This window comes from Microbulbifer maximicatervae (SeqCode), from assembly GCF_052467695.1.
Window position 1 is genome coordinate 3,256,951 of sequence record NZ_CP174320.1, and the last position, 17,899, is coordinate 3,274,849.

Here is a 17,899-nt window from a genome sequence, read left to right on the forward strand (position 1 = left end):
CGAAGTTAACGAGGTAAATCGACGTTTCAGTTTGATTGCGGAGGCGCTGTTATTCTAATGGTGGCTCTGGGCGAGCCTCAGTAGGGTGGGGGAGTGTTTTTCCGATCAAAATTGCCTGGGCTGGTGTCAAATTATTTTCCCAAGTCTGAGCATCATTAAAAGGGTCTGTTTATATGTTGAGTCAATAAGGCAGAATCCCTTTTCCTGTGAAGCTCCGGAATTCCTTATTTCTTTAGTGCCTGTTGGTGATTTGATTGTTTTAAGTGTTTAGAAATTTACCTTGTTAGCTGTTTTTTGTTCTATACATTTTTGGTTGCAGATTTCAGCGATTTTATTTTTTGGGGTTTAAGCTTTGAAGGTAATTGTCAGGAACTGTGAAGCCAGGTGGTGGTCTACAACTTTACAATAAATATTATTTTTGAGGTTGATCTCGACAGGATAATAACCTGATTAGTCTGGGGGAGGGAGTTGGACAAACTCGAATAATAGGCATAGGTATGATTTCACAAAAAACCAACCTAGCATTTGTATTTAATCAAGTCGCATTAAATCACACGATTATTGCTATTGTCTCAACTAGAGCCAGATCTAGTGCAACTGACCATGTTTACCTAGAGGCTGGTGATGGAGTTATCACATCTGCAAATGAAGCTCTATGTAAATCTGCTCTCGATCCTGGAGGAATCGATGTTGACTGCGATACAGATCATAGAGAGCCAAAAAGTACTGAGGGCTTCCTCGGAATTGAACTTGGGGATGGGAAAATAGCCAGCGCCCGATAAAAGTCTGACTGCTGGAAAAGAAAACCGTTTTAGCATCTACTCATTTTTTGCTATCGACACGAAATGCATTTGGAATTAAGTCGTTGAGGGATTGAAGTGCTAGGGATCACAAGTGTAATAGATGAAGAGACATTCTACTGAAGTCCAGTTTAAGGTCTAGCTGAATCGGTGTATCGACAGGTTGGTACGGCCTCCACAACCCAGTGCGGTCAACAACAGCCAATTTGAAAACAAACTTACGGCCCACTGATAGATTTACTGATTCAGCGCGCCCTTCAATATCAAAGGACGTAATACAATGAACCACATTTTGTTAAAAACATCGGCCTGCTTCCTGGCAGCAGGCTTAATATTGACATCGGGTGCTGTGCAGGCCCAGAAGGCAAAAGGTAAGCAGCCCAAGGGTCAAACCAGTGCTTATCTAGGAGAAACCAGCAGATCAACGCTCTCCAAAGGTGTACTTGATCGGCTTGAGCGGACATCGGGGAAGTCTGGCGAGCTTAATAGACCTAGAGATCGTGTTGTATTTTGGTTTAACACAATGCTCGACTCATCGGCTATCGATCATACCCCTGACCCTGATACCGGTGAAGTGGATTTCTACCAGGGGGGGCCTACCCGGTCCAGTCGCGCATTCGCCATTGTACAAACTGCTGTGTTTGACGCTCTGAACGCCTTTGACGGTAAATACCAACCTTATAATGATCTCGGTGTGCTCGACACCAGAGATGCATCCAAAGATGCAGCTATCGCTTACGCCGCTTACGAAACCTTGCGCGCACTCTACCCCGATCAGGCAGAGCGATTGCAGGAATTACTGCAATCCGACCTCGACCAGTCAAGAGATAGTGCCGAAAGAATTGCCAAGGGCCAAGTGATCGGCGAAGCCGCCGCTGCGGCCATGCTCGCTGTGCGAAGCAACGATAAGGCCGACCACTTGGAGCCCGCTTATGGTGAGGGCGGCGCTGTCGCGGATGGGGATGACACCTATCACTCTACATCGGTCAACACGGGTGCTACGGTACCGGGAGAATGGCAGCCTGATCCCGTGGATCCTGTTGGCCACGATTCCGTGGCTCTCGGAGCCTATTGGGGCAGTGTGACACCTTTTTCACTAAGTTCAGGTGATCAATTCCGCAGTCCGATTCCGCCTACAATTACGTCTGAGGAATATGCCGAAGCCTATGAGGAAGTGGCGGCCCTCGGCGGGTCCCCAGCCAATACTATTACCCCATCGACATCCACAGCAGAGACACGATTTATCGGGAATTACTGGGGATATGACGGTGTACCGTTATTGGGCATTCCCCCGAGACTATATAACCTTATCGCCCTGCAGGCAGCACTGGATAACAAAGTCGAGAATGAGCTGGATCTGGCCCGGTATTTTGCTTTGATCAATGTGGGGCTGGCGGATTCTGGTATCGCTGCGTGGGACAGTAAATACTATTACAATTACTGGAGACCGGTTACCGGTATTCGCATCGATGACGACAACCCATCGACCTTGCAGGATGAGCAATGGTTGCCGGTAGGGGTGTCAGTCATCAATACCACCATTGCGATTAGGCCAACACCGCCGTTCCCCTCCTACCCATCGGGTCATGCTACCTTCGGTGCTTCCACCTTCGAGATTATGCGCAGTATGTTTGGAGATCAGCCCTTTACTTTTGTATCGGAAGAATACAATGGGGAAGGCTTCGACCCTTTCACGCCGGACACACCGAGGCCTTTGGTACCTGTCCGTTTTGAATCCTATACCGCCGCTCAACAGGAAAATGGCCTCAGCCGCATTTATAACGGAGTGCACTGGGACTTTGACAATATTGCAGGCCAAGTCATGGGCGAGCAGATCGCGCAGAATTTAATGAACAACGTCGAAGCATTTAGCCTGATTAGTAGATCAAGGACTCGCAGGTAAACTATTTTTACGCTATGAGCTAAATTCTCGCTCTCTATCAGGTGCCGCTCCGCAAGGGGCGGCCAAACCAAAGGTAACTCACCGTATGAATAGCAAACGATATATTGCAGTGGCAGTGTTCGGAATAATCGCTTTTGGGTTTATAGCTACGCACACACTCAAAGAGCCAGTCGAAAACGAGAAGGTCTGGGTAAGTAAACAGGAGTCGGTACCGGATGTTGAAAGCGTTATCCACCCTGCAAAAACACCCGCTTCAGTGGCACTGGCTAGCAACGACATTAAGGCTGCATTCGAGCGGGATACAGTTATCAAGTTGAACAGTATTGTTCGCCGTTCCCTGGCTACTATTCGTAAGTACGATGCTGAGATAAAGGCCGTTCGAGCAGAGAGTCTTGCGGCGACTCAAGACGGAGTGAATGAACAGCAAGTGGCATCTGCCAGGGCAAGTCTCGCCAAGCTGAAGGAGTGGGACCTAGAAGCATCCCGGGCTCTCAAGGATATGAACGCAGCCGTTGAGGAGCTAGAGGCAAGTGAAGAGCACTATAACGCAGCGATTTTAGCGGGCATGGTGCGTTTCGTGGAGACCGTGTCCACAGAAATAGGAGACGAGAACATCAAGCTGACAACATTGGTGGGGAAGGGGGCCGTAGCAGCAAAATTGTGATGTACGACTAAGATAGTATCGGCTTGAAAATTATCGAGATTATACTGAACAGGAAAATGATGACATATCGATTGACTTTGGTTTGGGGGAGTCTGCAAGCACTAAAATAATGGGGAATTCCGCTTGAGCTGCTTTTGTATAGCCTTATCCTGGTTACTTTATCACTTCACTTTTTACAGCCGGTTATCATAGAGGTCATTCCATAAGCCAACCTGTTTGTAGCTGAACTCTGTGACGTAGCTGTCAGCTAGGCCGGCTGCGGCGATTTAGGTAGAATTATTTTGTTACCTGGGTAAAGTTATTTTTCCGCTGGCAATCATCTCTTCGATCTTTTTACTGAGATGCTCAAATGTAAATGGTTTCTGGATGCAATCCAGTACCCCGTCAGAAATTACTTCCTGAACTTTACTATCCACGCTGTAACCGGTGGAGAGAATAGCCTTCACTTCGGGGTTAATCCGTTTTAGAAAAGCGAATAATTCTTGCCCATCCATGCCGGGCATAATCATGTCCAGCAGGACCAAATCTACTTCATCACTATATTTTCGGTAGTAAGTTATTGCCTGCTCTGCCGTCGCAAAGGTAACGACGCTATGGCCGTTCATTTCGAACAGGGCTTTAGAGTAGGTGCGGACAATTGCCTCATCGTCGACAACCATAATGCGCAATTTGCGCTCGCGAGCCAGTTTCTTGGCCTGGTAAGTTCTCTTTTTGATTGGGGGCTTGGAAATTGGCAGGTATAGCTTAAAGCTGCTGCCAATTCCCTCACGGCTCTGACATTGTATAGCGCCCTTATGTAAATGAATGGTGCCGTGCACTGCGGCAAGGCCCAGTCCAGCACCACGTCCACTTTCTTTGGTAGTGAAAAATGGTTCAAAAATACGGCGTCGCACTTCGTCAGACATGCCAGTGCCATTATCGGTAATCGTTATTAAAAGGTATTGGCCAGGCTGAATCTCAAAATCGGCGATAGAAGCCGATTTTTCTATGGTGATATTGGCTGTGACAAAGCTCAGGGAGCCACCAGAGGGCATAGCATCCTTGGCATTGATTCCGATATTTAGCAAAGCGCTCTTGAGTTGAGCAGGGTCGCCCACAATATGTGGACGATTTGCATCTAATTGCTGATCAATCTCGATTCTGCGATCAATAGTGCGGGTTAGCATTGCACAAACGTCGCGAATGATTTCGTGGGTATTGCAGCTCTTAAGTTGATAATTTCCCTTGCGGGCAAAAGTGAGTAGCTGTTTGGTCAGCTCTGCGGCATGGCGGGCAGTAGTCAGTATATGGTTGGTATACTCGTTGATTCTGGCATCGGTGGAAATTTGTCGAATAACTTCAGCATAGCCATTGATTCCATGAATCATATTGTTGAAGTCGTGGGCGATACCGCCGGCAAGCTCACCGATAGCTTGCATTTTTTGAGCTTGCCGAAGCTCTTCCTCCAGCAACCGCTGTTTAGTAATATCCGAGCCAATACTGAGAATTCCCGCAGGATTTCCGTTTTCATCTGAAATGATTTTATTGGTCCAGGCGATCCATACTCGTTTCCCGCACTTTGTAATGTTTTCATTAATATTGTAACGGTGTTCCTCTGGGGACTGGCAAATATGGTCTATCAATTGCCGCAGGTCTCGGCCGCTCGTTTCGCTGGCGGGAACAATCGTACCAATTAAATGCCTGCCAATTATCTCGGCTTCGGTATATCCAAATAATTGTTGAGCGTACTCATTAAAAGATGTGATACGGCCGTATTGATCGCATCGCATTATGATTGAGTTCGCATGCTCCACCAGTTCCCGATAGCGCTCTTCACTTTTGCGTAAGGCCTCATAGACCTGGGTCGAGTCTTGATTAGAGGTGGTAGCAGTAGACGGTGAGAGGGGAAAAATGGGCATATTGCTTTCCTTGATCACCTATTTCTCCTCCTGAGTGCGGCTGCCTGTTTTTCCGCCAGAAATTCCACCATGAAGACGTACAAAAGTATATAGCCGGGGCGGCGTATTTTGACCGTGTAGACATTCTTTGCTGACTGGCTGTTATTTTTAGTTCGTATTGTTATCAAGTGTGCTTTGAGGATACTGCGGTAACTCTCAGGCTCAATTATGACCTCTTGGATTGGGAGATGTATATCTCTAAACAGTCGTTTGTGACAATTTGGATAGTGGCGCTGTTAGCACAAACTGGTAGCATTCACCGCCATATTCAAAACGATTGGATGAATGACTATGCAGCTGCAACCCCGATTTCTCGGGCGCAGTATCGCGGCTCTGTTAAGTGCCTCGCTACTGTTGTCCGCATGCGGTGAGAAGCGTGTTGACAGCGAGCCGAGATCTCTCGACTTCGCTCGTGTGGACGCCTTCCCCTCCACTTACTCTGTAACCCAGTCCCGCCCTGTGTTGATTCAGGGAGCTACCCTGCTCACCGGTACTGGGGAGCAGCAAGAAAATGCGGACCTGTTGTTTGAAAATGGCAAGATCAAGGAGATTGGTAAAGGGTTGCAGGCCCCCGAAGGTGCCTTGATTGTCGGTGGCAAAGGTAAGTGGGTTACTCCTGGCATTATCGATGTGCATTCTCATCTGGGTGATTATCCGGCTCCGGGGATTGAATCTGCCCAGGATGGCAATGAGATGACCTCGCCAAACACTGCCCAGGTTTGGTCGGAGCACTCTGTCTGGACCCAAGACCCCCAGTTTCCCTTGGCTCTTGCCGGAGGTGTAACAACCCTGCAAATCCTGCCGGGCTCGGCCAACTTGTTTGGTGGCCGCAGTGTCACCCTGAAAAATGTACCCGGCCGCAGTGTTCAGGATATGAAATTCCCCGGCGCTCCCTACGGCTTGAAAATGGCCTGCGGTGAAAACCCCAAACGGGTTTACGGTGGTAAAGGTAGCTCTCCCTCAACTCGAATGGGTAACGTCGCCGGCTATCGCGATGCTTGGATTAAGGCGAGTGCCTACAAGCAAGAGTGGGAGGATTACGTTGAGAATGGAGGAGATGAACCCAAGCGCGACCTGCAGATGGAAACTCTGGCGGGCGTACTCAATGGCGATATTCTCGTTCACAACCATTGCTACCGCGGTGAGGAAATGGCGGTGATGATGGACGTTGCCAAGGAGTTTGATTTCAAAATTTCCACCTTCCACCACGCAGTGGAAGCTTACAAGGTTGCTGACCTGCTGGCTGAAAACAATGTCTGTGCGGCAATGTGGGCTGATTGGTGGGGCTTTAAGCATGAGGCCTACGATATGACCGAGGCCAATATCGCCATTGTGGATCAAGCCAAAGCCTGCGCAATGATTCACTCGGACTCCGGTGTTGGCGTACAGCATTTGCACGAGGAGACCGCGAAGGCAATGACTGCAGGTCAGCGTGCGGGCTTCGATATTCAGCCCAAGGATGCAGTGGTTTGGATGACCTTGAACCCCGCCAAGGCTCTGGGTATTGCCGATCAAACTGGCAGCCTTGAGAGCGGCAAGATGGCGGATATCGTTGTTTGGTCCGGCAGCCCCTTCAGTGTTTACACCCATGTAGATCAAGTTTTCATCGATGGGGAATTGATGTTCGATCGCGCGGACAAGAAACGTCAGCCACGCACCGATTTCGAGTTGGGTATTCTCGATGCAGAGGGAGAGCGACTGTGAGAAAAGTAGCTGTTTATTGTGCGCTGGCCCTGGGGTTGATATCAGCCACTGGCCAGGCAGAGACCATCCTGATCAAGGGTGGCAAGGTACACACCCTGGCGGGGCAGGGCAGCCTGGAGTCCGCAGATATTCTGGTTGTGGATGGCAAGGTCCAACGGGTGGGCCCCTCTCTGGAGGTGACTGCAGATCAAGTAATTGATGCGCGCAACAAGGTGGTGACGCCCGGTGTGATAGCGCCCGTTTCTGAACTGGGGTTGGTCGAGATCAGTGCGGCCAGCGCCACCAATGATCACCAGGTGACCGGTGACAGTATCGGTAGTGCATTTAATCCGGTACCTGCTTACAACCCTAAGTCCACCCTGATCCCATTCAACCGGGCGGGTGGAGTCACCAGTGCGGTTGTTTCACCGGGAATCAGCACTTGGGACAGCGGTGCTATCGATGCTCAGCAGATATTTGCAGGGCGCAGTTTTGCCATCAAGTTGAATGGTGAATTTGATAGCGTCGAAGCAAAGAATGTTGCGCAAAAAGCTTATCTGGGAGAGTCCGGTGGTGAACTGGCCGGTGGCAGCCGAGCCAATGCTTATGCCAAGGTGGAGAGCGCTCTGCGTGAAGCTCAGGAGTATCGTGATAATCGTGCGGCGATTCACCGTGGAGAGTGGCGAGAGCTGGATTACGATCTGGCAGATCTGCAAGCTCTGCAGCCGGTGATCGATGGTAGGGAGCCTTTGATGGTAACTGCCGACCGGGCCAGTGATATCCTCGCGGTATTAGAACTGGGTGAAGCCTTTAAGGTGAAGCTCATTATAATCGGCGCAGCTGAGGGCTGGATGGTTGCCGATAAACTGGCGCAAGCACAAGTGCCTGTAGTGATCGATGCAATCAACAACATTCCAGCATCATTCTCAAGTTTGGGCGCACGCCTGGATAATGCTGCACTTCTGGCCAAGGCTGGGGTGACGGTAGCTATCAGTGGCCCAGATATGGTGGCTAGCCACAACGTTTACCTCTCGCGCCAATCTGCGGGCAACGCTGTAGCCCATGGTATGCCTTACGAGGAAGCGCTAAAGGCAATCAGTAGCAATGTTGCTGAGATTTTTAATCTGGAGGGCGGTACGTTGGAGCAGGGCGCTGTTGCGGATATTGTGATCTGGAGCGGTGATCCCCTGGAAGTTACCAGCTACGCTGAGCAGGTCCTGATTGAGGGTGAGAATCAATCCTTGGTGAATCGCTCAACGCGCCTCAGAGATCGACACCTCAAGCCCGCAAGGGGCCATGAGTTTGGCTATAAGCACTAAGATGCAAAGAGCGGGCTTCTAGCCCGCTTTTCTTTTTCCACCTATTGGTCTGAAAGGTCCATTGGCTTGTGTAGGATTTGTGTGGCGGAATACTTGCTTTCGGGGATATATTCCCTGGCCAGATTGATAAGAACAAGGAAAAAACATGGCGAATATCACAGCACTCTACACCGGCCTTTGTGCGCTTCTGATTATTTACTTGGCATTCAGGGTAGTCGAGTTTCGTCGCACAAAGAAAGTGGGAATTGGAACCGGAGACGATCGTTTCAATGAGATTAGGGTGCGAGTTCACGCTAATGCGATTGAGTACACTCCGATAGCGTTGCTTCTGTTGCTGGCTGCAGAGTTGGGTGGTTTGCCTGCACTGTGGTTACACCTCTTTGGGGCGTTCTTTTTTATCTCACGGGTATTTCATGCCTATGGACTGACCAAGGGCAAAGGCGGGCTGCACTTTGGGCGCTTCTGGGGAACTTTAATCAGCTGGGTCGTTATCGTTGTGTTAGCGGTCATTAACATTGTTAATGCCGTAATTAATCTTTGAAGTTTATTGGTGAGGCTCAGTATGAGCCCCACGCAAAAAAGCCCGGTAGAACCGGGCAGAGTACAGGGATGAATCTATAAGCGTTTACTGATTGGCGGCGAGCGGAGTTACGCGATCATCTTCGCTCTCCTGCACCATGCTTTCGTCTTCTTCGAGTAGTACTTCAGGCTTCCCTTTACAGGCTTTAGCCAGGGCATCGCGGCGTTTGGCCAACAGCAGGCCGATCTCTTCGCCCACTTGCTCATCAATGCTGTCGATGTGGCGCTCAATCAGCGACGTGATATTAGCTGCGAGCTCCAGCATCTTATCGTGTTCTTCAGCGTCTTTTTTGTTGTCGAACATTGCTCCGTCTCTATCGCATTTCCAAACAGCTACTACGGCCATCGTGTGCCTCCCAATCGTCTATTAGACTGTCCACTTAGTTTGTATGTCGCTACCCTAACTGTATAAATATTCAGTGTCAACGATGCGGTGAAGAAAGGGCCCTATGCGGTCAAAAGACCAGCAGGTGCGATGATTGGTCCGCCATTAAGCGTGAACACTGTCATAATGTGCCTACAGCCAGACGCATTCCCCCCGGGGCGACTGGCTGTCTTCACATCATTTAACAGGCCCGCTTGCGGGCCTGTTTTTTATTTGGGTGAGGTGAAACTGAGGTAGTGAAGGTTTCTGCAGGCCTGTGGCTTTAGATGCTAAGGATCAGCCGGGCAGCCAGTCCTATCAGTAAGATCCCGAAAACCTGTTGGATGCGATGGCCAATATGCTTGCTGACCAGCTGGCGTTTACGGCTGGCATGAACCGCCAGGGCAACGATGCAGTACCAAACTGCATCCACTCCTGAAACCAGCGCCGCCATGCCCAGCTTGGTGCTCAGGGCCTGTTGTTCTGACACAAACTGGCTGAATAGGGCGGTGAAAAATACGGCGATCTTGGGGTTGAAGAAGGCAACACCAAAACCTTGAGCGATAGAGCGCTTCAGGCTCTGGTGTGGAGGTTGTGCGGTTGCAGTACTGGTACCCGGTGCGGGCGCACTGAGGGCTTTCCAGCCCAGGTAGACCAGCATTGCTGCACCGGCCCACTGCAGAATATTAAATAGAAGAGGAGAGCTAGTGATCAATACCGCCAAGCCAAATGCGGTAAGAATTGCGTATATAGCGACCCCGGCTCCGTGAGCAATAGCACTGGCCAGGCCTTGCTGTAAGCCTGAGGAGGCGCTGCGTAAGACGATAAGAAGACTTGGTCCCGGAGACATAGCGCCGAGGGCACAGATCCCCGCGAGAGATAACCAACTGAGTAAGTCCATTATTTAAAGCCGCCCCCTTGAGCCAGCCATTCTTTTTCTGCTTGAGTGGAAGTGCGACCCAAAGCCGCATTGCGGTGAGGGAAGCGCCCAAATCGCTCGATGACCTCTTGATGGGCAAGGGCGTATCGATAATGAGTGTCGAGATAGGGCGAGGCAATTTTGTCTTCTGCGAAGGTTTGCTGCAACTGTCGAAAGTAGTCTACCGAGTGTTGCTGGGTCACGAGGTCTTCGCTGTGCTCTAGCGGCATGCCCAAGAATACCTGCTGGTAGAGCCCAAGATTCGGGGCCTCTCCGCGCTGAATCAGTGACATCGTAATTGCCAGAGCCTGGGAGTCTGCAGCGAATGCCTGGCGGGTGCCCCGGTAAATGTTTCTGGATAATTGGTCACAAACCAGTAGCAAGGCGAGTTCGCCTTTCAAAGTTTGCTGCCAACGGTCCAGCTCTCCACGCTGCGCTGACTCGGCAATAGCTCCAAATCTTGCCTTGATGTCGGCGTCCACTTCCGGAGTAGCGGCAAACCATAAACCCTGCTTCTCCGCTGCAATAGAGTTGCCACGAATATCAGTGCTGCCAAACCAAAAAACCAGGACATCATTAGGGGTTGTCATATCGAAGTTCTCATTCCGTTTTGTGTTCCGAGTTTATCCGATCGTTCCAGCCCAGTGATGACCATTAGAAGGTGGTTCCAAGTGTTGGCGTAAAAAAAATTATACAGCTGCATCCAACTGGGCTACCCGAATCGTCATAGTGGCGTACAAGGGAAAATCGGGAGATCACAATGTTTACTGCGAGATCAACTAAAAAGGTACAATTTTGCGTCGCGCTATCTCTGGTAGTTGCGGCTCTGCAAGTGGGTCAGGTTAATGCCTCCGAGCTGACGCTTTCCCAGGATGGGATTCACCGAGAGCTCACCCAGAAAATTGATCAGCAAATACTTAAAAAGCTTGGTGAGTGCACTGATAAGAGTGAGGAAGTTAACCGGCTACCTCCAGTGCGTATTGCTGAGGAAAAAGAGCCCCGAGGAGGAATGGCTTACCCCTACTCCAAGGCTCGAATGATGGTGATGTAGGTCACCCCCCCCCCCAATGACGGTTCACACCACTGATAACGAAAATGATTAGAGAGTAAGTAATGAGAGCGAGAAACAAACAATCATTCCAGGCAGTCATCTGCTGTTGGGTGGCCATTGCGGCATCCAGCATAAGCATGGGCAGCTGGGCCCAGGAGGAGGACTCATTTGTCCCTGAGCCCCCGCCGCCGCCAGGTGTGGAGGCCTCCGAATCTGAAACCCGCGTCCGTATATTGCGTGAAGATGGTGTTCTCACGATCAAATCCGAAGGCGAGAATGGTGAGAAAAGTGAAGTTCGGGTTGACTTGGGGCAGGACTTTGGCGGCCCCCTAAGCCAGGAAATTATCGAACGGCTGAAAAGCAAGGGCATTCTGGATGTAGACGGAAAGGTTACCGAAGATACCCTGAATAGCGTACCGGACAATGTCAGAATCAGGTTATCGGAAAGTCGTGACTACCGGGGTAGGCACTGGGATCACCATGACTCACACCACTCTGGAAGTGACGACTCATCTGTAATCCCAATAGTAGCGCTGCTCTGTGTATTTGGCATGCCAGTGTTTATTGTCTGGTTGGTAACGCGCAGCAGCTATCGCAAGAAACAACTGGTTATGAGTAATATCAACCAGATGGTTGCTGATGGTCGGGATGTGCCCCCGGAGCTAATTGATCTTTTGGATGAGAGAGAGCCAAATAGCTCCAGTGATCGCGGTATCACTCTGATCGCAATAGGCGCTGCAGTATTCATCTCACTCTCAGCCCTTGCGGGTATTGGAGTAGGCAGTCTCGGCTTGATCCCTCTGTTTATCGGTGTGGCTCGCTATGTGAACTGGAAGCTTGATAACAAGCAGGTGTAGGAAAGGCGAGTATGGACCTCAATGACGAGGAATTAATCAGGCGGGCCGTCAAAGACGGGGACCAGCGGGCATACGCCCAGCTGGTTCGTCGCTATCAATCTCAGCTGCGATACTCGCTCCGACAGCTGTGTGATGGTGACCAGGGTCTGGCAGACGATATGGCGCAGGAGGCCTTTATTAAGGCCTATAAGGCGTTGCCGGCGTTCAGGGGGGATGCCCGCTTCAGCACCTGGCTGTACCGTATCGCCTATAATCTCGTCATGAGCCACAAGCGTAAGAATATGCCCGATGTGGATCAAGAGGCAGTGGATAGGGCTCAGGCCGATGAGGCTATTGAAGAATCCCGGCAGTTAGGGATGGCTAGGGACCTCACTGCCGCGATGGATACACTGAGTGGCCCGCAACGGCAAGCAATCCATCTGTGTATGCACAGGGGCTTTTCTCATGAGGAGGCGGCAAGTATTATGAAATTGCCGCTTGGTACGGTAAAATCCCATGTCAACCGTGCTCGGGCCAAGCTGCGTAGCTTGCTACAGCCCTGGCGTGAGGAGGTGGTAAATGGTTAACTTTGAACAGCGCAACACGAAAGGTAACGCCTTGAGTGAAATGGCTTTAGAGGGCAACGACCGGGAGTTTGACGCCTGGCTAAGTGAACAGCTCCAGTTCAATGAGCCCCATTTGGATAACGATGGTTTTTGTGACCGCGTGATGGCCGCGCTCCCTGCGCAGCCTAATCGCTCAAAGCGTCGTTCCAGTTATTCTCAGTACATCGCGGTAGCAGCTGCCTTAGGGATCATTGCCTGGCAGTTCCCTTTCAGTGAGGTAGTTGCCGAGATGGCCAAGCAATCCATTAGCTTGTATAGCTTGGTAGGTGTTGGACTTTTATCTTCTTTAGCGGTAATGACCGCTGGCATTTTCGCCGCACGCCGCTAACGAGAGCCTGCCTTTATAGAAGCCCGCGCCTAAATCATGATAGGGCGGGCAGCTTCCTTTTTTACTTTGCAAGCTTTCCTTAAAGTTTTAGTGGGCTCGCTTCACATTAAGATTGTGTCTGGCCTTCGAGTAGATTTTGTCAGCCTTTGCAGCGAGCGTGCTCTTCAGCCTGGTTGCACATCTCTTTCAATATGGTTTTCCCCGCCTCTTCATAGCCATTGTTCAGCAGGTAGTCTGCTGTTTCGACTGTGGCATCGGCCCCGCCCGAAATTTCTTTAATGGTGTATGCGATATGGAGTTTTAATTCGCTAGCTGCGTTTTCAGAGTCGGAAATGGCATGGTGGGCCATCAAGCGCTGCAGGGTATTGGTGGGAATAACTACTTTGAAGCCAAATTTATCGGATAAATTACGGTAGTGATTAGTCAGTCCATCAAACCCACTTACTTTAAGTTCGTAAGTAGGTTCCCACCCTGTAAAGGTGTGTTGAAGGGAAAATTGCATAGAGTGATGTTTAGTCGTTCTGTGGGATTGCTCTGGGAATTTCTGGAAGGTAAAGGTTGCGCCCGGTACATTTGCGAGAGCTTGGCTCAATTCGTCAAATGGGACTTGCATATGATCCCCCTCGTTAGCGATGGTCACGGTCAGCGGGGAAAGCTCTTTGAGTTGTTTAGGTGCTAAATTGGAAACTCGCCCGGTTATATATTTATCCTCTAATGACGGGCTAAAAGCAAAGTACTGTGAAAATGGTGCTTTGTCGTTTAGCCAGTAGTCCAGTACGAAGCGGCCAGAGTTGGAGTGCCCAGACAAAATACTAAAATCTGCGGCTCGATAGTTTTTATTGACATAGGACACAACTTCGTTCGCTAGGAACTGAGAAAATGCTGTCGATTTACCTTGATCCGGGCGCAACTCCTTGCCCATTCCCTCTACACCAATCACGATAAAATTGGGCACTTGGCCTTCAAGTAAATCGACAGTAGACAAAGTAGAAAGCATGTCCCACTGAGCATGTAATACGTAGAGCACAGGATATTCTTTGTCATTATCCTTATATTGTTCGGGAAGTTTCACCAAGATGGTTCGGTTTTCACCAAGAAAATCTGATTTGATTTCCGTCTTTTGTGCGAGAATAAAATCTGAAGCATTTGCTATCAGCGAACAAACACTTATCAAGGCTAAAAATAGAACTCTCATTTTCCACTCTCCATGTAGGTATTATTTTAGGGTGTAGCACTAAAGTTCGGGTTAAATTAACCAGCTAAAACTGGCTGAAGAAAGCTGATTTTGCCTAATTGTCAGGTATTTTCAGTAGAGGGTACTCGTGTCGACGTGCGCCGATGTTTGTGTCGGAAGAAGTTAACAATTTATTGTTATATGACTTAAATCTATTTATTGACCCTTTAGATGTCAAGTGCCTTGACTAGGAGATATGCCTTGTTGAGCGGGGGTAAGTCGAAGAAGTAGGGCCTGCAGACTTAAAGCTTAGGACAGGCTGAAGTCGGTCTGCCCTAAGTTTAACAAAATAGTAAATGCTACTTAGTTTCTATATTCTCCAGAAATTGATCGACCACTGCATTGAATTCATCGGGTCTCTCCCAAAACATCATATGCTTTCCCATATAAGCGGTAGTGGCGGAAGGGGTATTAGCTTTGATCCATTTTTCAGCCACTTCCTTAACTTCATTTCGCACCACATATAGCATAGGGATCTTCCCTTCAAGGCCGATAAGGTCTTTGCTGTAGTCGAGGTAAAAACCAGTAGCGTTGGTAATTGCGGCGACGCTGCTAGAGGTTTGATTGGCGATATTAGATATCCAGGCAATATTTTCTGTAGTGGGATTCTCAAGCATCCATTTGGCGAACTCTACAATCACATTTTCGCGGTCCTCAATAACCCCCTCAGTGAATGAGCGCGAGTATCCGTCTGAATCATCATTCAGATACCAGACCCACTCGTCCCGGCTGGCCCCAGAAATATCCGGGCCAGTGTCGATCATAATCATGGCTTTTATCTTGTCAGTGCCGAACTGGTTGAGATAGGCCAGTTGCTCGGTCACTCCGTAGGACCAACCCGCGAGAATCACGCTATTAAGCCCCAGCTTGTCAATCAGTGCAGCTAAGTCTCGAGCGTGTTGCTGATAAGTATGGCCCTCAACAGGCTTGGATGACATGCCCTGGCCGCGGGGATCATAAGCTAGTGCGCGATACTTGGTGGAGTCCTTGAAATGGGCAAGTTGATGCTCGAAAACCTTTGTAGACATCATCCAGCCGGGAATAAAGATGATTGTCGTATCGCCGTTACCCGCTTGTTCGTAGTGGATAGTGAGAGAGTTGTCGATCTTGATTCTCTCTGCTGCCACATAAGTAGAAAAAATAGACAGGATGCTAAATAAAATTACCAGATGAAGAGTCTTCATGACGCAAATTAACCCAATAAAATTTCTATAACGTTATCAGAGGAAGTTCGTAGGCGAAGTGGCTTCGGCTACCAATATTCGCTTAGGTCCACATTGTACCGTGGAATTACTGCTATTAGTTGCTGCTGCAATATTGCCGACCATATAAATTGCACAAACGTCCGTTTTATAGGATTGATTGCTTAAAGCCAAAGTAGGTGGGAGCTTAGGGTAGTTGGTTATGATTTTTCCCATTTGGATTGGTATAAAAATCTATATTGGGTGTGACTGCTCGGTATTTATCCAGAATTATCATAATGAAGAATAAAGGAATAAGTGACAGTACAGAGAAGTGTAGTGCAATGAATTTGGTCTCCTCTTGTATGGGCGCGCTGGAAAATATAAATATTTCGATAATAAGTAAGAAAATAAATAAAAAACACTTATTGAAATCTGACACTGAGTCAAATATTTTGGGACCCAATATCCAATGCTTCCAGGATTTGTGCGCAATAGCATCTAGTAAGTAATAGAGACCGCAGGTAAAGCTAACCAATGTCGTAAGCAGTAGTTCAAATACCCAGGCGGGAGGTTTGCCTGGAGCCGGAGGCCAAGCATTCGTAACTCCAAATTCTGTAAAAGAGAGAATGGCAAAGAGACCGGTCGTCAGCAGTACAACTGGAAATCGAAATACTAAAATCACCATACAAATTGCAGCAAAGGTCTCGAATATTCTCTGGATTGGCATAAAGATCTCGGCGTGGTCCGCTACCCAGGACAAGGCTCCCCGATACCAATACGGTGTATTCCCGTATTCGACATAGGAGTTAATGAGACCTCGGTACCCTTCTACAGTAAACCAATTTAATAGCCCATCCTCAAAAACCTGAAAGACTAACATTACCCCGATGGTGAGGGTAAATAGATCAATCCAGCGCCCTACTATCGGAGTTGAATCCTGCTTGGGGGGAGTATTTCGATACTTGTCTAAATACTTTGAAGCTATTGATAAAACGGCAATGGTAATACTGGATAGGGCGCTTACAGTGAATACGTAATCGCCACCATTGCGTGACATAGCAAAGACCCCAAATAAGAGAGCTGATGCTACAACAATCGAACAACTCCAGGTTAATAGGCTTACTCTCGGTGCTATCACCGCGCCTAAAAGCCGAGAACGAAAATTGTATTGAGATTCTTTATGGAGCTTGTAAATGCTAACTGCCAAGATTAAGGCAAATAGCGCAGGTGACAAAAACTCGAAGTACCAGCTGTTTTCTCCCATGTAAGTCAATCCCCACAGCAAGATAAAACCAAAAAACATGAGTGTCGCGCCCAAAACAATAAAAACACGCAATATCAAGAGGGTTCCAGCAAGCAATAGTGCCAGGTGGAGTGTATAGGTTACAAAAACTGAGTAGGGGATAAGGTAGCTGACCAGTGATTTGACAAGTGAAGGTGTGCCCTTAGTCTGTACAAGCTGATGTAACAAGCTTGCGAAGACATCCGGTGCCATTTGCCCATTAAAAAAGCGCGTGATAACTAACTGGATACAGGCTGCGCCCAAGAAGAGGCTGATAATGGCTAGCCAAGTAGTTTGATGTGTGGCGCTTCTTGCTTGCTCAGTACTTAAGTGTAGGCTGGATATAAGCATGTATCTTATCCGAGGCCCTTTAAGATTGATTGCCTTATTAGTGATTATGGCAAATTAGGTAAATAACTTACAAATTTTCGCCGTGTTGATGCTGTAGTAACTACAAGGCTGGCTACAGCCAACCTTGTAATCGATGAGTTGATAAGAAAGTTCTAAAGCGACATTTGGTGACAGCTTTAATTAGGGTTTCTCCACTCTGCAGCCAGGTCAATTGCTTGCTGCAAGATTGGCCATTCCAACAGACTTTGCTGGTATTTGGTAGCTCTCTCGCTTAATGAGATATTATAAACATATAGTCTATAAGCAAGTATTGCGTAAAATGCGTCTACAGCCCCAGCAGAGCCGAACATGAAGGGCAGTTTTGCTTTCGAGAAAATATCTTCAATCCTTTTTAACTCAGCCTGAATTCCAGGGTTCATATCCGGGGAGGAGTTGCTTTTATCTAAAGTGAAAGGGCAGTTGCTTCTTAAGGCGATGAAACCGGAGTGAAGTTCAGCACATAGGCTTCTTGATTGTGCTCGCTCAATATTTGATGAAGGGTACAAGATGCCTTTGGAGAGCTCATTAAAATACTCAGCGATTGCCAGTGAATCATGAATGTAAGTATCTTCAAGCAACAATACAGGTACAAGTCCAGCTTGGGAATATTTAAGTACCTCGTTTTTGTAGTTAGGGCTGGAGAGGTCTATGGCTTTGATCTCAATGTCAAGGCCTGCGATTTGGGCGCATATCCAGACTCTTAAGGACCAGGTGGAATCAGTGCCTGTGATTAATTTCAAAACATGTACTCCTTTTTGGTGTTGCTGAAGAAAGTGGCAGGGTATTCAAGAGTATCCGAG

18 protein-coding genes are annotated in these 17,899 nt (G+C 48.6%); 10 read left to right on the top strand and 8 right to left on the bottom strand.

The genetic code is table 11. The features are described 5' to 3' along the window. Window positions 1-497 precede the first annotated feature (497 nt). From ACJJI8_RS14430 to ACJJI8_RS14440, 3 genes are all read left to right on the top strand, one after another. Window positions 498-782, top strand: coding sequence for a hypothetical protein (locus ACJJI8_RS14430; RefSeq protein WP_444905739.1), 285 nt, complete (start codon window positions 498-500; stop codon window positions 780-782). Window positions 783-1,080: 298 nt separating this feature from the next. Then, on the top strand, window positions 1,081-2,703 hold the full coding sequence (locus ACJJI8_RS14435) for a vanadium-dependent haloperoxidase (protein WP_444916118.1): 1,623 nt from the start codon (window positions 1,081-1,083) through the stop codon (window positions 2,701-2,703). Window positions 2,704-2,788: 85 nt separating this feature from the next. Beyond that, a complete protein-coding gene (locus ACJJI8_RS14440) occupies window positions 2,789-3,367 on the top strand; it encodes a hypothetical protein (protein WP_444905737.1) in 579 nt (192 codons plus the stop codon). 284 nt (window positions 3,368-3,651) lie between these two features. Here the strand turns inward: ACJJI8_RS14440 and ACJJI8_RS14445 are convergent, their stop codons facing one another. Continuing rightward, the gene (locus ACJJI8_RS14445; protein ID WP_444916119.1) at window positions 3,652-5,283 is read right to left on the bottom strand and encodes a hybrid sensor histidine kinase/response regulator; all 1,632 of its coding nucleotides are present in this window, start codon (window positions 5,281-5,283) and stop codon (window positions 3,652-3,654) included. A gap of 312 nt (window positions 5,284-5,595) precedes the next feature. Here ACJJI8_RS14445 and ACJJI8_RS14450 point away from each other — a divergent pair, with 312 nt between their 5' ends. The 3 genes from ACJJI8_RS14450 (at window position 5,596) to ACJJI8_RS14460 (ending at window position 8,847) form a co-directional block, all read left to right on the top strand. Then, window positions 5,596-7,008 (top strand): amidohydrolase, encoded by a 1,413-nt coding sequence (locus ACJJI8_RS14450; RefSeq protein WP_444932772.1) that lies wholly within the window; start codon window positions 5,596-5,598, stop codon window positions 7,006-7,008. Continuing rightward, complete coding sequence (locus ACJJI8_RS14455) at window positions 7,005-8,306, top strand: amidohydrolase family protein (RefSeq protein ID WP_444932773.1); 1,302 nt, start codon at window positions 7,005-7,007, stop codon at window positions 8,304-8,306. Before ACJJI8_RS14450 ends, ACJJI8_RS14455 begins: the two co-directional genes overlap by 4 nt. Window positions 8,307-8,451: 145 nt before the next feature. Continuing rightward, on the top strand, window positions 8,452-8,847 hold the full coding sequence (locus ACJJI8_RS14460; RefSeq protein WP_444905734.1) for an MAPEG family protein: 396 nt from the start codon (window positions 8,452-8,454) through the stop codon (window positions 8,845-8,847). A gap of 84 nt (window positions 8,848-8,931) precedes the next feature. Here the strand turns inward: ACJJI8_RS14460 and ACJJI8_RS14465 are convergent, their stop codons facing one another. The 3 genes from ACJJI8_RS14465 to ACJJI8_RS14475 all read right to left on the bottom strand — a co-directional run bounded on the left by ACJJI8_RS14465 (window position 8,932) and on the right by ACJJI8_RS14475 (window position 10,758). Further along, complete coding sequence (locus ACJJI8_RS14465) at window positions 8,932-9,231, bottom strand: YebG family protein (RefSeq protein ID WP_444905732.1); 300 nt, start codon at window positions 9,229-9,231, stop codon at window positions 8,932-8,934. Between the two features lie 301 nt (window positions 9,232-9,532). After that, window positions 9,533-10,150 (bottom strand): LysE family translocator, encoded by a 618-nt coding sequence (locus tag ACJJI8_RS14470; RefSeq protein ID WP_444905731.1) that lies wholly within the window; start codon window positions 10,148-10,150, stop codon window positions 9,533-9,535. Then, window positions 10,150-10,758, bottom strand: a complete 609-nt coding sequence (locus ACJJI8_RS14475; protein WP_444905730.1) for a DUF924 family protein — start codon at window positions 10,756-10,758, stop codon at window positions 10,150-10,152. The genes ACJJI8_RS14470 and ACJJI8_RS14475 overlap by 1 nt, the downstream gene beginning before the upstream one ends. 170 nt (window positions 10,759-10,928) lie before the next feature. Between ACJJI8_RS14475 and ACJJI8_RS14480 the strand changes: the two genes are divergently transcribed. From ACJJI8_RS14480 to ACJJI8_RS14495, 4 genes are all read left to right on the top strand, one after another. After that, on the top strand, window positions 10,929-11,219 hold the full coding sequence (locus ACJJI8_RS14480; RefSeq protein ID WP_413665209.1) for a hypothetical protein: 291 nt from the start codon (window positions 10,929-10,931) through the stop codon (window positions 11,217-11,219). A gap of 62 nt (window positions 11,220-11,281) precedes the next feature. Further along, entirely contained in the window at window positions 11,282-12,076 is a 795-nt protein-coding gene (locus ACJJI8_RS14485; RefSeq protein WP_444905729.1) for a DUF6249 domain-containing protein, read from the top strand. Between the two features lie 11 nt (window positions 12,077-12,087). Beyond that, complete coding sequence (locus ACJJI8_RS14490; RefSeq protein WP_282933383.1) at window positions 12,088-12,642, top strand: RNA polymerase sigma factor; 555 nt, start codon at window positions 12,088-12,090, stop codon at window positions 12,640-12,642. Beyond that, window positions 12,635-13,009 carry a hypothetical protein gene (locus ACJJI8_RS14495; protein ID WP_444932774.1) on the top strand — a complete coding sequence of 125 codons (375 nt, stop codon included), beginning with the start codon at window positions 12,635-12,637 and terminating at the stop codon, window positions 13,007-13,009. Before ACJJI8_RS14490 ends, ACJJI8_RS14495 begins: the two co-directional genes overlap by 8 nt. A 139-nt stretch (window positions 13,010-13,148) precedes the next feature. On the opposite strand, the gene ACJJI8_RS14500 is transcribed toward ACJJI8_RS14495, so the two are convergent. From ACJJI8_RS14500 to ACJJI8_RS14515, 4 genes are all read right to left on the bottom strand, one after another. Then, the gene (locus ACJJI8_RS14500) at window positions 13,149-14,204 is read right to left on the bottom strand and encodes an alpha/beta hydrolase (protein WP_444932775.1); all 1,056 of its coding nucleotides are present in this window, start codon (window positions 14,202-14,204) and stop codon (window positions 13,149-13,151) included. Window positions 14,205-14,542: 338 nt separating this feature from the next. After that, a complete protein-coding gene (locus ACJJI8_RS14505) occupies window positions 14,543-15,427 on the bottom strand; it encodes an alpha/beta fold hydrolase (RefSeq protein WP_444932776.1) in 885 nt (294 codons plus the stop codon). A 205-nt stretch (window positions 15,428-15,632) separates the two neighbouring features. Continuing rightward, complete coding sequence (locus ACJJI8_RS14510) at window positions 15,633-16,787, bottom strand: hypothetical protein (protein ID WP_444932777.1); 1,155 nt, start codon at window positions 16,785-16,787, stop codon at window positions 15,633-15,635. 449 nt (window positions 16,788-17,236) lie between these two features. Next, window positions 17,237-17,839 carry a glutathione S-transferase N-terminal domain-containing protein gene (locus ACJJI8_RS14515; protein WP_444932778.1) on the bottom strand — a complete coding sequence of 201 codons (603 nt, stop codon included), beginning with the start codon at window positions 17,837-17,839 and terminating at the stop codon, window positions 17,237-17,239. Window positions 17,840-17,899: the final 60 nt, after the last annotated feature.

Bases quoted from the DNA above. Each gene is read 5' to 3' on its own strand.
- ACJJI8_RS14495 (WP_444932774.1), top strand. From the start codon at position 12,635: ATGGTTAACTTTGAACAGCGCAACACGAAAGGTAACGCCTTGAGTGAA.
- ACJJI8_RS14475 (WP_444905730.1), bottom strand. From the start codon at position 10,758: ATGACAACCCCTAATGATGTCCTGGTTTTTTGGTTTGGCAGCACTGAT.
- ACJJI8_RS14430 (WP_444905739.1), top strand. From the start codon at position 498: ATGATTTCACAAAAAACCAACCTAGCATTTGTATTTAATCAAGTCGCA.
- ACJJI8_RS14505 (WP_444932776.1), bottom strand. From the start codon at position 15,427: ATGAAGACTCTTCATCTGGTAATTTTATTTAGCATCCTGTCTATTTTT.
- ACJJI8_RS14440 (WP_444905737.1), top strand. From the start codon at position 2,789: ATGAATAGCAAACGATATATTGCAGTGGCAGTGTTCGGAATAATCGCT.
- ACJJI8_RS14470 (WP_444905731.1), bottom strand. From the start codon at position 10,150: ATGGACTTACTCAGTTGGTTATCTCTCGCGGGGATCTGTGCCCTCGGC.
- ACJJI8_RS14485 (WP_444905729.1), top strand. From the start codon at position 11,282: ATGAGAGCGAGAAACAAACAATCATTCCAGGCAGTCATCTGCTGTTGG.
- ACJJI8_RS14490 (WP_282933383.1), top strand. From the start codon at position 12,088: ATGGACCTCAATGACGAGGAATTAATCAGGCGGGCCGTCAAAGACGGG.
- ACJJI8_RS14450 (WP_444932772.1), top strand. From the start codon at position 5,596: ATGCAGCTGCAACCCCGATTTCTCGGGCGCAGTATCGCGGCTCTGTTA.
- ACJJI8_RS14500 (WP_444932775.1), bottom strand. From the start codon at position 14,204: ATGAGAGTTCTATTTTTAGCCTTGATAAGTGTTTGTTCGCTGATAGCA.
- ACJJI8_RS14435 (WP_444916118.1), top strand. From the start codon at position 1,081: ATGAACCACATTTTGTTAAAAACATCGGCCTGCTTCCTGGCAGCAGGC.
- ACJJI8_RS14465 (WP_444905732.1), bottom strand. From the start codon at position 9,231: ATGGCCGTAGTAGCTGTTTGGAAATGCGATAGAGACGGAGCAATGTTC.
- ACJJI8_RS14480 (WP_413665209.1), top strand. From the start codon at position 10,929: ATGTTTACTGCGAGATCAACTAAAAAGGTACAATTTTGCGTCGCGCTA.
- ACJJI8_RS14460 (WP_444905734.1), top strand. From the start codon at position 8,452: ATGGCGAATATCACAGCACTCTACACCGGCCTTTGTGCGCTTCTGATT.